Origin of the sequence: Sphingopyxis sp. (genome assembly GCF_051861155.1) — a bacterium.
GTDB lineage: Bacteria > Pseudomonadota > Alphaproteobacteria > Sphingomonadales > Sphingomonadaceae > Sphingopyxis.
Genome location: NZ_JBHYDE010000006.1, coordinates 209,823 through 225,478 on the forward strand (window position 1 = coordinate 209,823; position 15,656 = coordinate 225,478).

Genomic DNA, 15,656 nt, shown 5'->3' on the forward strand with positions numbered 1-15,656 from the left:
AGCCGAAGCCCCGCCCGCTCCATCATCAGGCGAGGCGGAGGTGCTTGACCGCCGACGTATCGACCAGATCGCCGTCGAAACGGATCAGGCCCGCCATGCCGACCTTCGGCCAGAAGCGTTCGCGCACCGTACCGATCAGCGGCGAACCGACCTTGCGCACCGTGTAACGGCTCATGTCGCCGAACAGCACGGCGCGGTTGCCCGTCGCGATCGCGGGTACATCGTCGTTGACCGAATAGGGCTTGCCGTGGAGCAGATCCTCGGCGCCGACGCGGATGTCGCCCATCGTCCACAGATAGTTGCCCTGGCCGTCCTTCAGCTTGCGCAGCACCGCCAGGGTCGTATCGGCGAACATCCAGCGACAGAACGGGCTACGGCGGTAGGCCGCGTTGACCGAATGCTGCAGGTCGATGACTTCGTCACCGGTGATGGCGGCGACGGCCGCCGCCGTCTTGCCAAGCGTCGATGCGGTGACGATGCCGTTCGGATCGCCGACATTGTCGCCGATCGTCAGCTGCCGGTTGGCAATCCGGCCAAGCCGCTCGCCCAGCTTTTTCGCGACGAAGGCTTCGAGGTTGAAGGCCGAGTCCTGCAGCAGCTCGAACGACAGCTTCAGCCACGGCGTGGCATAGACGAAGGCGGCGAGCGAAACTTCGCCGAACGCCAGGTCGCCGCTGTTATCGTCGGTCAGGTCGGCCGCCTCGGCCAGCGCCGCCGCCGAGTTGGCGGTGTCGTCGTTGGTCGGGATGTCGAACGGGTTGCCCGAGCTGGTCACCATTTCGTCGGTGATGCCGGGATCATACATCGGACCCCAGTCCTTCATGACCTCGACGATCGCTTTCGCCAGCTCGGTCGGGACGGTGTAGCCACCGCCAGCGCTCGTACCGACGGTCTGGGTGCGGTTTTCGACATATCCCTGGCGGAGCAGGGCGCGCTGTTCCGGCGTCATCGCCCCGATGTCGCCGCCTTCGCGCATCAACGCGAAGAACGCATCGCGATATTCGGTCTGGATCTGATCGGCCGAGCGCTGCTCTCCCTCGCCCCCTTCGCCGCCATCGAGGCCTTCAACTTCGCGGTTGCCGCGATTCGGGCGGTTGCGAGCGGCGCGTTCCTCGAGCGAACGCTCGGCGGTCGCGACGCGCTCTTCACGAGCAATTTTTTTGTCGAAATCGTCAAGCTCGGCAAAGATCTTGTCGCTGCGCGCCTCGAGTTCGGCCACGCGCGAATCATCGGTGTTCTTGGTGATTTCATCGGTAGCGGCGCGGGCCTGGGCGACCAGCTGGCCGCGCTTTTCATACATTTCCTGCAAGGTCATGAGTTTCTCCTGGGGATAAAAAAGCCCCGCGGAGCAGGGCTGGAAGGGCGGTCAGCGATGCTGCCGCCACCTCGGGCGCAGGCCCGGGAAAGGTTGGTGGTCAGATTTTCCGCTCGGCGAGGGACAGGCGCGCGCGCCGCGCCGCGATCCGGCTCAACGCGCCGGCTTTATTGTGAGTGCGCTTTTCCGCGCGCGCAGCCTCGAGCGAGCGCAGCGCGACTTCGCTGTCGTCGTACTGCGGCAGCGCGGAATAGGTGATCTCGTAAAGCTCGGCCTCTTCGATCCGGCGCTTCGGCGGATCGAAAGTGTCATCCCAAAGCTGTTTCACAGCGCGAAAGCCGAACGACATGCCGGGAATGTCGCCGCGGTCGATCGACACGGCCAGATCGCGCCCATCGGTCGTGTCGGGCAGCTGGTTTTCGAACGCCAGCCCCTTGCCGTCCTCGCGCAGGGAAAGCGTACCGGCGCCCTTGCGCCCCATAACGCGGCCGACATCGTGGCTGTGCACCGCAATCACGTCACGTTCCTGGAGCGATTTGGCAAATGCGCCTGGGGCAAACTCTTCAACCCACAGGTCGAGAATGTTGGTCGGCGAATTGAACAGCACCGCGTAGCCGTGCGCGGTCCGCGCTTCGCCATCGCTGACGACGGCGCGCAGCTCGAGGCCTTCGGTCAGCGCGCGCTTTTCGCGCCCGTCAGGCGGGGTCGTTGCCGGCATCTGCAGGATCCTTGTCATTGTCGTTCATGGGCGGGCCGCCATTGGGGCCGATCGGCGAGGCGAGCACGGTGCCGAGCGGCACCGTCGCGCCCTGAATATAAAGCTTGCCACCCTGGCCATTCGGATCGGGCGGCCGATCCTCCAGCGCGCGGGCCTCGTCGGGCATCAGCTGCCCGGTCTGGATCGATCGCGCCAAGGCCTCGACGCGGCTCTTGAAGTCGCCGCGCTGCAACCCGTCCAAGTTGTGCTTCACCTTGCGCTTGCGATTTCGCCAGCCGAACAGCTTCAGGTTGAGCTCGTCTTCGAACGCCTTCGCCCACTGGCCGATATTGTGTTTCGACAGGTGGAGATCCTGCTGCTCGGTATTGGCGAGCGTTCCTGTCGACAGATCCTGCAGAAACACCGGCGGTAGCTGATAGGCCCGGGCGATCTCCTGGATCTGGAACAGACGCGCTTGCGTCATCTGCCCCTTGTCAGGATCAGTACCGACCGGTTTCAGCAAGTGGCCCGGCGGCATTGGAAAGAATGGCGTGCCCGATTTCTTCGCCAGGTCGACGGCCCGCTTGATGTCGGCCGCGGCGCGTTTGAACGCATCGGGTCCGCTAGGCAGCGGGCCTTCGAGTGCCAGCGGCGGCATCCCGCCCCCCAGAAAGAAACCGCCGGCGAAATCCGCCATCGCGATCGACAGCGAGATCGCCTTGTTGCAGGTAACGATCGGGCTGCGCGATCCGAGCTGATCGGGCTTCAACATGAAGGGCGTGTCGATCACGTCCGCCGCGGGATATTCTATGCCCTCGCACCGGTAGAATTTTCGGCCATTGCGGCGGCCGATGATTGTCTTCGTGGGATCCATCGGCCAGATCCCTATGACGCGATCGCCAACGCGCTCGATCCAGCTCATCCCGCGGCCGCCGGTGAACACCTGCTGCCAATGATAGCAGCGCCAGGCGAACGACGACCATTCCGGATTCGGCGCCTGGTTCAGCAGCTGTGCCTGCTCATCGTCAATCCGTTCGCCGTTCTGCCCTTCATGAAAGGATGGAAGCGGGAGAGCGGCTAGTGTCCGCGACAGGAATGCGACTGCGGCCAGAACCGCCGGCACCTGCATTGCGGCGTCGATCGACACCACGGGCAAGGTGCCGTTGCCATCCATCATCCCGAACAGCTGCATCAGCGCCTGGGGATTATCGAGGCTGATCAGCGCGCTTTCGGCCGAGCGCGTCTCTGCGGACGCGTCGCGGCGGCCGATAAGGTTACCCCACCAGCTCATCAGTCGGCGACATCATGCATGGAAAACTCCGGATCATCCCAGGGCGAGCTCGGCGCCACCGTTTCTTCGGTGGTCATCGCCACCCCCAGCGCCGCGATCAGCGCCACCGGGTTGTCGATCTTCGCCTCGATGCGCGGCTTGCGCGGGTAGACATTGTCCTTGGCGTCGAGCTGGGCGACGACGTTATTGATCTGCCATTCCATGACAGGGCAGCCGCCGTGCGTGATGCGCTGCGACTTCATCAGCGCGTCGAGCTCTTTCATCGGCTCGCTCATGTTCAGCACGACGGGGCGATATTCGAGGACGGGAAAGCCCTCTTTCATCATCGTCGTCGCCAGGAACGTCGCCTGGTGCGGGTCATATGCGACCTGCTCGAGCTGGAACGTCGAGCGAATCTCGCGCAGTTGTTCCAGTATCTCGTCGTAATCGACGATGTTGCCATCGGTGACCGACAGCAAATCCTGTGCATGCCAGCCCTGATAAGCGGCAACGTCGGTCACCGTGTCCTTCGGCAAGAAGTAGAAACCGGCGCGAATATAGGGGTCGTCGATTGTCGCCTTGGCGCCGATCGGCGGAAACAGCAGCTCAAGCGCCGCGATGTCGGTCTTCGACGCGAGGTCGAGACTGGCGACGCAGCGGCGGCCTTTCAGTCGCTCGAGCTTCAGAAGCTCGATGCCGACGACGGGCAGATTGGGGTCGACGCAGCGGCGCCAAGCCTCGATGTCAAAATATGCGGCTTTAGCAGCAACCCAAAGGTTGAGGTGCTTGGTCTTGAAAATGCCAGCTTTTCTAGGCGTGGCAATCGCCGCCCGCTGCTCCGCGAGCAGAAAGTCCGCCGAGACCGATACGCCGTAATTCGGATTCGCCTTGCGAAGGGCGGTTTCCGATTTCCAGTCGTCGCCATCGTCGATCGTGTATTCGACGAAGAAAGTCTCGTCGTCGATCGGCGGGCCGCCTCCGGTCTGGCCTACGCCCGCGAGCTTCTCGCGCTGCTCCTGGACCATCGCGTAACAGGGGCCTGCCAGATTGTCGCCGGCGGTCGTGATCAGCAGCTGCAGGGGCTGCGCGCGCGCGCCCATCCCGGTGCGCATCGTATCGATCTGGCTGTCGTCGGCATGCTCATGATACTCATCATGGATCGCGCAGCTGGGGCTCTGCCCGTCGCCGGGGTTACCGATGATGGTTTCGAACTTGCTGAAGTCGTCGACGCGGATGAGGGACTTTGCGTTGACCTCGATCCCAAACCGCGACAGCAGCGCCGGTGTTCGCTGCGCCATCAGGCGCGCAGGACCGAAGACCTCCCATGCCTGCTTCTCGTTGGTTGCGCCCGAATAGACCTCGGCGCCGAACTCGCCGTCGGCGCAAAACATGTATAGGCCCGTGCCCGCCGCGACCGCCGATTTTCCATTCTTGCGCGGCACGACGACGAACAGCACGCGGAATCGGCGCAGCCCGTCGCGCTTGCGCAGCCACCCGAACGAGCAGGCGAAGATCCATATCTGCCACGGCTCCAGCCGCAGCGTTTCCTTCTTGCGCGCCCATTCGCCTTTGGAGTGAGGCAGTCGCTCGATGAACCGACAGATCCGCGCCGCCTTGTCGACGTCGAACCGATAAGGGAACGCCTTCGACTTCTCGAGCTTCAGCTCGTCGATGAAGCGCTGGCATTGCAGCCGGATCGATTTCCCTGCCGGGATCTTCCCGCTTATGACGTCGCGCGCATATCCCTTCGCGATCGCCGCGTAATCTCGTGCTTCCACATCGGCCGCCTCAGAAATCGTCGAAGGCGCCAGCCTCGGGCTTGTGCCCACTGGCGATCCGCAGCGCCGCCGCGGGATTGAGCATCAGCTCGGAAAGCAGCGACTGCGCGTGGCGCATCGCTTCCGAAAGCATCACGACCTCGGGCCTGGCCCGGACCATGCGGGTGATCACCGGGCGCTTCGCGACCATCTTCACCGATTCGGAAACGAACGTATCGCCTTCGACTTCAATCACGGATTGGTACCGCTGGATCTGCTCCAGCCGCTGCGCGAGCAACGCGACATGCTCGGCATAGTGCGCGCTAGCGCGCTGCTGCTCGGCCAGGATCTGCGCGATCGATCCAAAATGGAGCTGCGCCAGGTCGGACAAATGCAACGGCGCGATCATCGGCGCCTCACTCGGCGCCGCGCCAATCGCGACCTCGCGATCCTTGCGGGTCGTTCCCGCCAGCGCCTTCAGCTCCGGATCCTTCCGCCGCCGCCCGGCACCAGGCCGAGCGCCGCCTTTAGGCAACGGCTACCCGCGGCCACCGGTACCCGACGCGCTGACCGTCGGCTTCGGTGATGAGCCCGCCGCGCGAGACCGCAACCCGCAGCTCATCGCCCGCCGCGTTCGTCACAATGCGAAAATTGCCCCGGCTAAAGCCAAGACGCTTCAGCCCGCGGATCTGCATCCGCCTGGTCATGCTGCTCATAACTTTTTACCCTTTGAATTCGCCCGCGTGAAAATTATGCGGGGAGGCGGTGTCCAGAGGCGAAGGGCCGGAGAGATTTACCCTCCCCTCCCCCCGCGCGTTCGTTCCTCGAGCGATTTCTTGTCGTGGCAGGGGTCGCACAGCCCTTGCTTGTTGCCGCGGCTGTCGCTGCCGCCCCAGGCCAACGGGATGATGTGGTCGACCACGTCGGTCTTCACATACTTCCCGCCTTCGAGGCACTTTCGACAGAACGGTTCTTCAGCGAGAACGACGGCGCGATCGCGCTGGCCGGCGCGGCCACGCTTGCGTCGGTCGGGGAAGATCGTTGCCTGCCGCTCCCACGCTGCCTTAGGCTTCCACCCGGGCGGACGGAACGTCGGCGGTGCCTGCGGCATCAGCTGGCGCCAGCGCCGATCGTGCCGTCCTGCCGTACCCGCTTCACGAACACGGTGTCCGTTCCTTCGACCCTGGTAAAGCCCAGCTCGGCGAGATCCCTGGCATGCGCGCCGTCGATGGATTTCAATATGGCAGCACGATCAATGCTGACCGTCACGCGGATCATCTCGCGCGCCCAGCGGATCTTCGCCAGCGCCTTTGCGACGATCGCCTCGTCGCCTGCCAGGCCAAGTCGAGCAGGGCTGGACCGACTGCCAATCTCGCATCCGCCGAGCGCGATCGACTTGCGCTTGCCATCGGTCAACCCGGGGCCGGCATCGATCCACCAGGCCTGCAGCTTGACAAGGATCGCGTCCCGTTCGGGCAAGAAGGGCGCAATCAAGCGGTCGGCTTCGGCATTGGCCTCGCCGATCTCGACCTTGCGCTGCTCTTCGATCACCGCGATCTCGGCGTCCAGTTCGGCAAAGCGCTCGAGCAGCTTGGTCGCCGCGGCGACGGTCTTCGGTGCGCGCACTGTCGCCATGATCAATCCTTCACGATCAGCAGCTCGAGCACCGCGACCGTCCGCGGCTGCGGTCGATTAAGTCGGGTATGATACCCGATCTGGGTGTCTGTCACCGTCCGCCCGGGAAGGGCGAAGTTGGCGTCATTCAAATCGACGAGCAGCTGCTCGCCCGCGGCCGACGCATCGGGCCCGAGATATTCGAACGCCACCTCGTCGCGCGTGCCCTCGAGGCTTGCCGACGCCCATTGCTTGCTCTTGTGCCACAGCAGGCGGCCGTAACCGCCCGCCATGCGCATCAGCGCCTCGGCAACGTCGTTCTTCGGATCGACGTCGCCAATCACAATGTCAGCGCCTCTCGAGCGTCTTGTGATCCAGCGCGATCGCCGCGGGCGCGGGTTTCGGCGCCTCAAGCTGGGAGAGCACCTGGCGCAGCCACCGGCGCGTCACCACGCATGTTTCGCCGTCGCGCTGTGCTTCGGCGCGCAGTGCGTCCAGATCGATGCCCACTGGCTTACCCCTGCGCCACACGGCCGCGCCGAAACGCATCGCGGATGTTGCCCGCGATCGCGCTCGCCTTTTCCTCGAGCCGGTCGAAATGCTCGGCCGAGCGAATGCCGCCGCGGACCTCGTGCATCAGATTGTCGAATTCGGACAGCTGGTCGTCCAGCAGCTCGGCGATCGTCGGCGCCGGCGGCGGACGAAGAGTTTTGCGGGGAAGCGGGCTATTTGCCATTTCGCTTTGCTCCCGACAGGCCACGGGGCTCGATCCGGTTTCCCAAATCAAGCCCCGTGTTGTGCATCCAATTTTGCTGCGGCAGGTGGGGACCAGACCGACGCAACGAGGACGGACGCAGCTGTCCCGGGGTCGTTTTTGGCCTTCATCGTGACCAAATGGCAGGGTCGTTTTTGTGGCGCGTCAAAATATGTGCAGAAAATCGCCTTTTCTTGACACGTTTATCGGTTCAGCCGGTCACTGGCTTCAATCAGGCAAGCCAACGCCAATATGACCATCAGCACAATCCCAAGCACCGGACATAAGACTGCCAGCGTCCAAATCGCCAAAAGCGCCAAAAGTTCGAATTCTTCCTGTGGCATCACATCAACCCCGCCTGCGCCGCCGCCAGGTCGGCCGCATCGACCGATCGCCGCGCATCGTCCATCGCCCCCGGCCAGCGATCGAGCGCATCGACCAGCAGCTGCTTCGCCGTCGCCGTCCGCATGCCGAACCGCTGCGCCGCCGTCGTCACCGCGACATCTTCGGTGATCATCGCCAATACGACCCCGGGCTTCGCTAGCGAAGCGCGCCAGGCGGAGTAGGCGATCTCGGCGCGCACCCGCCCCAGCGCTTCGTAGAATATGCCGTCGCCGCCGCGGCCCGCGTCGATCCGCGTCTCCAGGCTGGTGGTCGCCACCACGACGTCGCGGACGATCTGCGCATGCACGCGCACGATCTGCTCGGCCGAAGCCAGCTGGTCGGCGTCAATCGCGCCGGACATATACAGGCGGGCCAGCGCACCCTGGACGGTGCGCGACGCCTGTGCGTGCGTTTCGGGGGTGCCTTCGCGCTTGTGGCTCCAATCGGGGCCCATCGCCTTGTGCTGCTGCCGCAACCGGCGCTCTTCGCGCATCCGCTCGGGGTGGCGGCGGCCATAATCCTGGTTGATCTTGTGGCGGTGCGCCTCGGCCTGCTTTTCACGGTTCTTGCGTTCGCGCGTCCGCCGACTGATCATGCACCTGGCCCTCCCGAGGTGTATGGGGATAGTCGAGCGCCGCGCGCGGCAGCAGGCCCGCTTTTGTGGCAAAGGCGCAATCGGTATCGACGACCCACCCCAGCGCTTGCAACTGGCGGATCGCCTCGGCCTCGCTGTCGGGCATCGACAGTCCGCGCGGCCCCGGCGTGCGGCGCACCATCCCGTCCGCCGCCAGGCTGCGGATCGCGCGCTGCACCTTCTTGCGGTCGATCTGCAACGCATTGCCGATCTCGCCCAGGCTGGGCGATCCGCCCCACCGGGCGATGTAAGCGCGCACGAAATCCAGCACCAGCAACCGCTGGCTCGCCATCGTCGCGGACAGCCGCGACGGCTGAAAATCTGCGGGACGCTGATCCATGCGCACGCCCTACCCCTTATGGCTGGAACATAGGGTGAATAGGCGGCAAAACCAATTGCTAAGCGCCAGTGCTTTTCGCATAAGGCGGCATGTCGGAATTGGATCGAGCCTTGGCAGAGCTGAAGCACGCGGTTGCCCGCGCGCTCGGCGTGTTTTGGCTGCTTGACCGGCTGCAGGCGACCTTCGACAGGCATCCACGCTGGGCGGCCATGCTGTCGCGGATGCAGACGCCGCAATGGATGGGAATCATCTTCTGGATTTGGGCATGTATCGCGGTCAATGCCGCTGCGTTGGCGTTGGCCTATTGGGCGGCCAGGTAATCCCGCGCGCCGATCGCAGGCCAGATTTCTGGCTTTCCGGCTTTCTGGCCTAGTTTTCGGCGACCCACTCCCAATCGCCGATCGGGCCGTCGGCGGTGAGCAGGACCGCGATCGTCACGCCCGCCCCGGCTTCGATCATCTCGACCTTGGCGTGACAGCCCTTTTCCTCGTCGATCAGCGCCCGCTTCAGCCAGCTGTCGCGCTGGATATAGCCCAGCCTCGCGCCGTCGCTGTCCAGGACGACCAGCGCGTCCGGATCATGGGGATTGCCATTCTCGCGGCGCACCTGGACAACGTCGCCCTCACCGATCGCCGCGATCGCGGCGAGATAGCCGCGCGTACCGACGAGGCGGATGGGGTAGGGTTTCACGGGCTTGGGCATCAACGGCGACTGCTCGCTACCGGCGCCTTCATTTTCGGCCATATGTCGGCCAGCCCAGCGACCAGCATCGCGGCACCCAAATCCTGCCCGCCAACGCGGCAGCGCGCCACGATCCGCCCGAACCCGTCGCGTGACTGGTCGCCCTTGACCCGCGGATCCGCGTCCACTGCCGCGCAGTGGACCTTCCGCCCCGCGATCAGCCGCGCCATCGCCGTTTTCGCCGCGGCGCCATCGCCCCCGCGCATTTCCGGCGCATCGATCCGCGCGATCCGCACCCGCCCGCCAGCATCGGTGATGTTTGAACAGCGTAGCGTGTCGCCATCGACCGCGACGGCCGCGAGGCAGAGGAAGGAAAAGAGGGGCATGGAGAGGGATTAGGGCGGATGGATCGCGGTGGCTAGGGTCGATCGGTCGACGGCGGATCAATCCATTGTGTCGGAGTAATATCCGCCAGCCACCATCGACAGCTGCTTGCCCGACTGCCAGCTTACCACCATCACGCTCTCCTCGAACGTTGAATCAGCAATCTTGCGGCCAAACCAGCTGCATACTGCGGCCCCAGCGACACCCTTGCGCGCGTCCGGTCCTATCTCCGCCCAAGCGCGATCGTCGACGTAAATTCGTGTTGCCGCTCGATCGACCTTGCGGATTACGTCTAAATCCTCGCCATTCTGAAGCACTTCATTGCATTGAGCGATGGCGTCTTTGCCGAGTGGTACGAACTGCTTCGTCGCCTCGCTTTTACTGCCAGCGCCGCCGATCATTGCGATCAACAAAATCACCAATATGATCGCGCCTATCGCGGTAAAGGCCGACGCGCCGCAGCCGACCGGCTCGCGTTTCCCGGGCAATGCAGCGTTCGGCATTCGCCCGGTTCGAAAATCGAAACCGCAAAAGCGGCAACCGATGGCCTCCGCCTTCACATCCTCGGCGCAGTGCGGACATTTCTTTTCGCCAGCTTCGGTCAACTTATTACCTTCCCCGCAAGCCGATATGCTGCAATTCTGGCACCGTTACTGATCAGATTGATCCACAATGGCACCAATCCCGCGACAATCGACAGCTGCTCGCGTGTACGTCATGCTGCCCGGCCTTTTGCTTGATTTGGCGTGCTAAAAGTACGGGATGGTGCATGGACCGTCGCCGAGACGGTTGGTTCCCGCGCGGCCAGTGATCTAATAATCTGACGCGCAGCGGCTTGGTCTTTCGACGTTAGCCGCCGGAAATATTCAAGTACCTCGCGTTCATCAGCGGTAAGGGCTTCATCGGGCGTGTCGCTTTCCGGATCGTCGGTTTCGCCCGTCAGATAGGATGGCGTCGTCCGGAGCGCAGCGGCGATCTTGTGAAGATAACGCGATCCGATCGCTTCGCCGGAAACAAGTCGGCCAATCGACTGCTGCGAAACACCCACCTCACGCGCCAGCGCGGCCTGAGATAGCTCGCACGCCTCCATTCGGGCCTTCAGGCGATCAGCGATAAGCATGATTTTTGGTACAACAGGGGTTGTCGAGAATATATTTCCGTGACCCTGTTGACTCGCCAACAGGCAATCTTGTAACACTTTTGGCTGTGGATACCGAATCAGCCTTTCCTGTGCTCGCTCGCGATGTCGTACTGCGGCTCGGTTCCCAGGTCGCGCTGGCGAAGCTCGTCGGTGTGACGCAACAATCTGTGTCCGAGTGGTGTCTCAAAGGAAAGCCAATCCCGCCGCTGCACGTGCTAAAAGTGGAAGCCGCAACCGGCATTGCCTGCCACGATCTCCGCCCCGACATTTACCCTCGCGATGCCGCTGCGGTCCCTGGCGGCACCGCGAGCGGCGGCGCGGGCGGGGCGTCCACCCCCGCCCGCGCCGAAGCTGTCCCCGATTCGCTGTCAGGCCTGACGGCATGACCCCCTGGTGCATCCTCCCCCTCCTCGGCGGCGGGTTTAATCGCGCTCGCAACCTTCGTCGCTTGCCGTCCCCCGCTCTTTCGGCCAGCCCCGCCTTCGCATCGGGCCGCCCGTCATGACCCCCGAACGCGACGACATGGATCCCGAGGTCCGCTACGTCCTGCTGTTCGTCGGCGGCGGCTGCCTGTTCGCCGCGCTGGCCCTGGTCGGCGTGATCTGGGGCATCGCCGGGGCCGTCCGCTGGGCGTTCTCATGACCAAGGCGCGCGCCCCGCTCTCCATCGACGCCGCGCTGGCGCGCATCGCGGGCCAGCTGACCAACGGCTTCGACGACATGGCGCGCGTCGCCGGGCGCCAGGTCCGCACCGTGCGCAACTGGAGCGATCCCGACACTGCCGAACAGGTACCCGTCGACTGCGCGATCGCGCTCGACCTCGCCTATATCGCCGCCGGCGGTTCGGGCGCCCCGATCTTCGAAGCCTACGCGCTGAAACTCGAGCTGGCCGATGCCGCCAAGTTCGGCGATCGCCACCAGCTGCTCCGCCATGCGCAGGACGTCGCCCGCGAAACTGGCGAAGCCAATGCCGCGATCATCGGCGCCGCCCACCCCGCCGCCACCAAAACCGACCGCGCCCGCGCGCTGGCCGAGGCAACCGAGGCGCGCGAAGCACTCAACCAGGTCATTCCCCTGCTCGCCGCCGAGGTCGACCAGCCACCCTGATCCCGAACCCGCGCGCGCAGGTACCCAGCTGCGCGTTCCCCTGGGGCGGGTTGGTTTCGACATTTCTGGCCCGCCCCTTTTTCTTCCCACCGCTCCGCCGATCGCTCCGCTTTCGGCAGCGGTTTTCTGCTGCCGTTCGAAAGGTGACGCGATGATCCAGCCTCCGCTTCCCACCATCCCGACCCCCGGCGCCTATCTCGATCGCCGCCGCGCCGCCGCGGGCCTGACCCGCGCGCAGGTCGCCGACCGTCTTGCCGCCCTGCCCTGGGCGATCGCCCCGGCCTCGCCCGACGCGATCGCGCGCCTGACCGACCGCCTCGCCGCTGCCGAGCTCGAAGGGCAGCATTTCACCGCGCCCCAGGCGGCGCTCCTGCGCCAGATCTTTCCCTTCGACGTCTATGTCTATCTGGCGCTGATCGACATCGACGCCGCCGGCGCCGGTTGCGGCCTGCCGGTGCCGCAGGTTTGCAGCGGCTGCGGCTGCAGCTGGCACGACCCCTGCCACACCGCCGACGGCGGCTGCGCCTGGTCTTCCCCCGATCCGCAGCGCTGCACCGCCTGCGTATCTGTTGACGCGGCTGTGCCCGCGCCCGCCGAACTGGAGTCGGCGCTATGAGTGACATCGGATCGATGGTGCCAGAAAGCTTGCGCACGGATTTGCGTAAGAAATTCGCACGAGCACCTGAACCCGTGGGCTCGCGCGCCGACGAATGCGCCGACATTGCCTTTCACGCGATCGGCGAGGCCGTCAAAGCCTTGGGGCGAGTTACCGAGGCCTCGCCGCCCGAACTCGCCTTGCCGGTCGTGACGATTTCAATCGGGGTGGCGGGAACCGTTTTTAAGGAGATGGAGACGGCCCTCATGGGCGCGATCGTAGAACGGCTCTTCCGCCCCCGCGCCTCGGGAGCGCAGACATGAGCGCCGGCGCCGTCAGCGACGACCAGCTGCGCCTGTTCATCGAACGCATCGAGCGCATGGAGGAAGAGAAAAAGGGCGTCGCGGACGACATTCGGGATACCTATAGCGAAGCGAAATCACAGGGTTACGACCCAAAGATCATGCGCCAGATCGTCCGCCTCCGCAAATTGCCGGTCAACGACCGCAAGGAAATGGAAGCGATCCTTGACGTGTACAAAGCCGCGCTGGGGATCGACTGATGGGCGCGCTGCAGAAAATCGGCACGTTCTTCACGCGCCGCCCCCGCCCCGCGCCAGCCGCGGACACCTGGCACGCCGACGACATGGCGGAGTGCATTGCCGACGGCCCGTGGGCAGATGCTCGCGGCCAGCTATTCGAAGGCTTGCAGCGCGGGCATGTGGTGATCGTGCGCGAAGTCGTGATCGCGCGCAACCTGCTCGGCCGCCATGGCCAGTTTCTCGGCTTCGCGCGCTGGCCGGGCGTCATCTTCGAAGCGCGCGGCTTCCGCAAGCTGACCCCTCGGGCCGACGCTGCCCGCGCCGCTGACGCTTCCTTCATCAACGGGCTTCGCCATCGTCGCCTCGTCGGCCCATCGCTCCTCGATCGGATCGCCGCGCGCCTGGCCCATCGTGTCGAAAGGATCCTGCCATGAGCAGCCGCACCTTCACCCATGCCGAACTGCACAAGTCCGACCTGAACGTCCGCACCAATGCCGAGGATGCCGAGGCGACCGGCGCGCTCGAGGCATCGATCGCGCGCGTCGGGTTGATGCTGCCGCTGCTCGTCCACCCCGCCGCGCCCGACGCGCCCACCCCGTGGGGGGTGCTCGCCGGCGGGCGGCGGCTGCGCGCGATCGGGCGGCTGATCGATGCCGGGCGCCTGCCCGCCGACTGGCCGATCGCCGCGACCGTCGTCGACGGCCTGCCCAACGCCGAAATCACCGAAATGTCGCTGGGCGAAAACCTGCTGCGCCGCGATCTGCGCCCTTACGAGGTGCACGCGGCGATCGCTCATGCCGTGGCCCAGGGCGACAGCGTCGAAACGATCGCCGAAAATCTCGGCCAGGAAAAGGATTGGGTGCGGCGCCAGCTCCGCCTCGGCAAACTCGCCGCGCCGATCTTCGCCGCTTATGCCGCGGGCGACCTGTCGTTCGAACAGGCGTCGGCCTATGCCGCGACCGAGGATTCGGTGCTGCAGCTGTCGGTGTGGGAGGCGCTGCGCCACGAGCACAGCTATCACCATAACGGCGCGCGGATCCGCGCCGCGCTCAAGGTCGGCGATCGCGAGGCATCGCGCCTGCTGCTGTTCGTGGGTGAGGCGATTTATGTCGGCGCCGGCGGCATGATCGAACCCGACCTGTTCGTCGACGGGCGCGACACCCGCGTCCGCATCACCGACGAGCAGCTGCTCCGCCGCCTGGCCGAGGAACGCTTCGCGGTCGAGCGCGAGCGCATCCGCGCCGACGTCAAAATCCCCGATCTGCGTTTCACCGCGCAGCCGCCGCAATTCTCCGGGCGCACCGACGAGGCGCTGGAGATCATCCCGAACGGCGGCAAGCTCGCCGCGCATCGCTACCCCGCCGACGCGATCGTCGCGACGATCGACGTCGACGATCACGGCGCGCCGTTCACCCGCTTCTGGTGGGCAAGCCGCGCCGCCAAGGGCGCCGCCGAGAAACCGGGTACGCGCAGCGCTGCCGACCCCGTGAACACCGCGGTCAACGCGCCGCGTGCGGGTGAAGCCTTCGCGATGCCCGACAGCGCCTATGCCGCCAACGGCCGCGCGATCGCCCGCGACCAATATGGCCTGACCGCCGACGGGCTGCAGCTGATCCGTTCGCTCCGCCGCACGCTGCTGCGCCGCTTGCTGATCGAACAGGGCGGCAGCGTTGCCAACGACTATTTGGTGTGGTCACAGGCGCGCGCGCTGCTCTCGCACGCGCTGCCGGCCCAGACCGGCGCCCGCGCCATCGTCGGCGAATGGCACGACGGCGCCGATCGCGCCCCGCCCGGCCTGTTCGAGGGTTTCCAGGGCGACGTTGCCGCCGCGGGCGACTGGCATGCCTGGGTCGACATGCTCAAGGCGCAGACCTTCATGACCGAGGGGGATCCGGGCAAGAGCCTGTCGGCCTATCTCGAGCTCGACCAGGCGTCGAAGGATCGCACCGCGGCGATCGTCGCCGGTACCGCGCTGATCCGCTCGGCCGACACCCCGGGCTGGCGCTGCGCCGCGCACGACGTGCTCGCCCGCGCCTGCGGCGTCGACGCGCTGAAGCTGCGCAGCTGGTGGACCCCGTCGGCGAAATGGCTTGGCCTGTTCGGCCGCATGTTCCGCCTCGGCATCACCCAGGCCTTTGTCGATGCGGCGACCCACGCGGGCTTTGTCCGGCTGAGGGACAGCGACGTCACCACCGCGGCCGCGATCGCGCTCGACCCCGGCAACCACAACGACCCCGCCGTCCGCGCCCGCGCCGCCCGCTGGCTGCCCGATCTCGTCGCCTTCGGCCCTGACGACCCTGTCGAGCCCCAAGGGCACCCAATTGACGATGCCGTGATCGATCCGCCCGCCGACGAGGCCCGCGTCAAGGTGAAGAAAAGCCTGCGCATCAAGGCCGCCCAGCTGCGCGAGCGCCAACCATCGGAGCCGGTCGAATGAGCGAAC

General features: G+C 65.5%; 26 protein-coding genes. 9 read left to right on the plus strand and 17 right to left on the minus strand.

The genetic code is table 11. The features are described from left to right. Window positions 1–25 precede the first annotated feature (25 nt). The 13 genes from ACTIFP_RS12665 to ACTIFP_RS12725 form a co-directional block, all read right to left on the minus strand. A complete protein-coding gene (locus tag ACTIFP_RS12665; RefSeq protein WP_439569061.1) occupies window positions 26–1,315 on the minus strand; it encodes a phage major capsid protein in 1,290 nt (429 codons plus the stop codon). Window positions 1,316–1,415: 100 nt separating this feature from the next. Then, on the minus strand, window positions 1,416–2,033 hold the full coding sequence (locus ACTIFP_RS12670; protein WP_439569062.1) for an HK97 family phage prohead protease: 618 nt from the start codon (window positions 2,031–2,033) through the stop codon (window positions 1,416–1,418). Next, the gene (locus ACTIFP_RS12675; protein ID WP_439569063.1) at window positions 2,011–3,162 is read right to left on the minus strand and encodes a phage portal protein; all 1,152 of its coding nucleotides are present in this window, start codon (window positions 3,160–3,162) and stop codon (window positions 2,011–2,013) included. Before ACTIFP_RS12675 ends, ACTIFP_RS12670 begins: the two co-directional genes overlap by 23 nt. A 140-nt stretch (window positions 3,163–3,302) precedes the next feature. After that, on the minus strand, window positions 3,303–5,111 hold the full coding sequence (locus tag ACTIFP_RS12680; protein ID WP_439569064.1) for a terminase large subunit: 1,809 nt from the start codon (window positions 5,109–5,111) through the stop codon (window positions 3,303–3,305). Further along, a complete protein-coding gene (locus ACTIFP_RS12685) occupies window positions 5,071–5,430 on the minus strand; it encodes a P27 family phage terminase small subunit (RefSeq protein WP_439569065.1) in 360 nt (119 codons plus the stop codon). Before ACTIFP_RS12685 ends, ACTIFP_RS12680 begins: the two co-directional genes overlap by 41 nt. Window positions 5,431–5,566: 136 nt before the next feature. Beyond that, on the minus strand, window positions 5,567–5,755 hold the full coding sequence (locus ACTIFP_RS12690) for a hypothetical protein (RefSeq protein ID WP_439569066.1): 189 nt from the start codon (window positions 5,753–5,755) through the stop codon (window positions 5,567–5,569). A gap of 77 nt (window positions 5,756–5,832) precedes the next feature. Then, a complete protein-coding gene (locus ACTIFP_RS12695) occupies window positions 5,833–6,150 on the minus strand; it encodes an HNH endonuclease signature motif containing protein (protein ID WP_439569067.1) in 318 nt (105 codons plus the stop codon). Next, window positions 6,150–6,674 (minus strand): host-nuclease inhibitor Gam family protein, encoded by a 525-nt coding sequence (locus tag ACTIFP_RS12700; protein ID WP_439569068.1) that lies wholly within the window; start codon window positions 6,672–6,674, stop codon window positions 6,150–6,152. The genes ACTIFP_RS12695 and ACTIFP_RS12700 overlap by 1 nt, the downstream gene beginning before the upstream one ends. A gap of 2 nt (window positions 6,675–6,676) precedes the next feature. Continuing rightward, complete coding sequence (locus ACTIFP_RS12705; RefSeq protein ID WP_439569069.1) at window positions 6,677–6,997, minus strand: hypothetical protein; 321 nt, start codon at window positions 6,995–6,997, stop codon at window positions 6,677–6,679. A 4-nt stretch (window positions 6,998–7,001) separates the two neighbouring features. Then, on the minus strand, window positions 7,002–7,163 hold the full coding sequence (locus tag ACTIFP_RS12710) for a hypothetical protein (RefSeq protein WP_439569070.1): 162 nt from the start codon (window positions 7,161–7,163) through the stop codon (window positions 7,002–7,004). A gap of 4 nt (window positions 7,164–7,167) precedes the next feature. After that, window positions 7,168–7,389, minus strand: coding sequence for a hypothetical protein (locus ACTIFP_RS12715; protein ID WP_439569071.1), 222 nt, complete (start codon window positions 7,387–7,389; stop codon window positions 7,168–7,170). 361 nt (window positions 7,390–7,750) lie between these two features. Continuing rightward, window positions 7,751–8,386, minus strand: a complete 636-nt coding sequence (locus ACTIFP_RS12720; protein WP_439569072.1) for a hypothetical protein — start codon at window positions 8,384–8,386, stop codon at window positions 7,751–7,753. Continuing rightward, window positions 8,349–8,765, minus strand: coding sequence for a LexA family protein (locus ACTIFP_RS12725; protein WP_439569073.1), 417 nt, complete (start codon window positions 8,763–8,765; stop codon window positions 8,349–8,351). Before ACTIFP_RS12725 ends, ACTIFP_RS12720 begins: the two co-directional genes overlap by 38 nt. An 89-nt stretch (window positions 8,766–8,854) precedes the next feature. Here ACTIFP_RS12725 and ACTIFP_RS12730 point away from each other — a divergent pair, with 89 nt between their 5' ends. Next, complete coding sequence (locus ACTIFP_RS12730) at window positions 8,855–9,085, plus strand: hypothetical protein (RefSeq protein ID WP_439569074.1); 231 nt, start codon at window positions 8,855–8,857, stop codon at window positions 9,083–9,085. A 49-nt stretch (window positions 9,086–9,134) separates the two neighbouring features. On the opposite strand, the gene ACTIFP_RS12735 is transcribed toward ACTIFP_RS12730, so the two are convergent. The 4 genes from ACTIFP_RS12735 to ACTIFP_RS12750 all read right to left on the minus strand — a co-directional run bounded on the left by ACTIFP_RS12735 (window position 9,135) and on the right by ACTIFP_RS12750 (window position 10,950). Next, window positions 9,135–9,509, minus strand: a complete 375-nt coding sequence (locus tag ACTIFP_RS12735) for an HIRAN domain-containing protein (protein WP_439569075.1) — start codon at window positions 9,507–9,509, stop codon at window positions 9,135–9,137. Next, window positions 9,467–9,832 carry a thermonuclease family protein gene (locus ACTIFP_RS12740; protein WP_439569076.1) on the minus strand — a complete coding sequence of 122 codons (366 nt, stop codon included), beginning with the start codon at window positions 9,830–9,832 and terminating at the stop codon, window positions 9,467–9,469. Before ACTIFP_RS12740 ends, ACTIFP_RS12735 begins: the two co-directional genes overlap by 43 nt. A gap of 57 nt (window positions 9,833–9,889) precedes the next feature. Beyond that, window positions 9,890–10,435, minus strand: a complete 546-nt coding sequence (locus ACTIFP_RS12745) for a hypothetical protein (RefSeq protein WP_439569077.1) — start codon at window positions 10,433–10,435, stop codon at window positions 9,890–9,892. Between the two features lie 110 nt (window positions 10,436–10,545). Beyond that, window positions 10,546–10,950, minus strand: a complete 405-nt coding sequence (locus ACTIFP_RS12750; protein WP_439569078.1) for a helix-turn-helix domain-containing protein — start codon at window positions 10,948–10,950, stop codon at window positions 10,546–10,548. A gap of 86 nt (window positions 10,951–11,036) precedes the next feature. Here ACTIFP_RS12750 and ACTIFP_RS12755 point away from each other — a divergent pair, with 86 nt between their 5' ends. From ACTIFP_RS12755 to ACTIFP_RS12790, 8 genes are all read left to right on the plus strand, one after another. Beyond that, entirely contained in the window at window positions 11,037–11,357 is a 321-nt protein-coding gene (locus tag ACTIFP_RS12755; RefSeq protein WP_439569157.1) for a transcriptional regulator, read from the plus strand. A gap of 115 nt (window positions 11,358–11,472) precedes the next feature. Beyond that, on the plus strand, window positions 11,473–11,613 hold the full coding sequence (locus ACTIFP_RS12760) for a hypothetical protein (RefSeq protein WP_439569079.1): 141 nt from the start codon (window positions 11,473–11,475) through the stop codon (window positions 11,611–11,613). Beyond that, complete coding sequence (locus tag ACTIFP_RS12765; protein WP_439569080.1) at window positions 11,610–12,077, plus strand: hypothetical protein; 468 nt, start codon at window positions 11,610–11,612, stop codon at window positions 12,075–12,077. The genes ACTIFP_RS12760 and ACTIFP_RS12765 overlap by 4 nt, the downstream gene beginning before the upstream one ends. Window positions 12,078–12,228: 151 nt before the next feature. Beyond that, window positions 12,229–12,693, plus strand: coding sequence for a hypothetical protein (locus ACTIFP_RS12770; RefSeq protein WP_439569081.1), 465 nt, complete (start codon window positions 12,229–12,231; stop codon window positions 12,691–12,693). After that, window positions 12,690–12,995, plus strand: coding sequence for a hypothetical protein (locus ACTIFP_RS12775; RefSeq protein WP_439569082.1), 306 nt, complete (start codon window positions 12,690–12,692; stop codon window positions 12,993–12,995). Before ACTIFP_RS12770 ends, ACTIFP_RS12775 begins: the two co-directional genes overlap by 4 nt. Then, window positions 12,992–13,234: a DUF2312 domain-containing protein gene (locus ACTIFP_RS12780; protein ID WP_439569083.1), complete on the plus strand. Its 243-nt coding sequence runs from the start codon at window positions 12,992–12,994 to the stop codon at window positions 13,232–13,234. Before ACTIFP_RS12775 ends, ACTIFP_RS12780 begins: the two co-directional genes overlap by 4 nt. Further along, entirely contained in the window at window positions 13,234–13,647 is a 414-nt protein-coding gene (locus tag ACTIFP_RS12785) for a hypothetical protein (RefSeq protein ID WP_439569084.1), read from the plus strand. The genes ACTIFP_RS12780 and ACTIFP_RS12785 overlap by 1 nt, the downstream gene beginning before the upstream one ends. Next, window positions 13,644–15,650 (plus strand): ParB/RepB/Spo0J family partition protein, encoded by a 2,007-nt coding sequence (locus tag ACTIFP_RS12790; protein WP_439569085.1) that lies wholly within the window; start codon window positions 13,644–13,646, stop codon window positions 15,648–15,650. The genes ACTIFP_RS12785 and ACTIFP_RS12790 overlap by 4 nt, the downstream gene beginning before the upstream one ends. The last annotated feature ends 6 nt before the right edge of the window (window positions 15,651–15,656 follow it).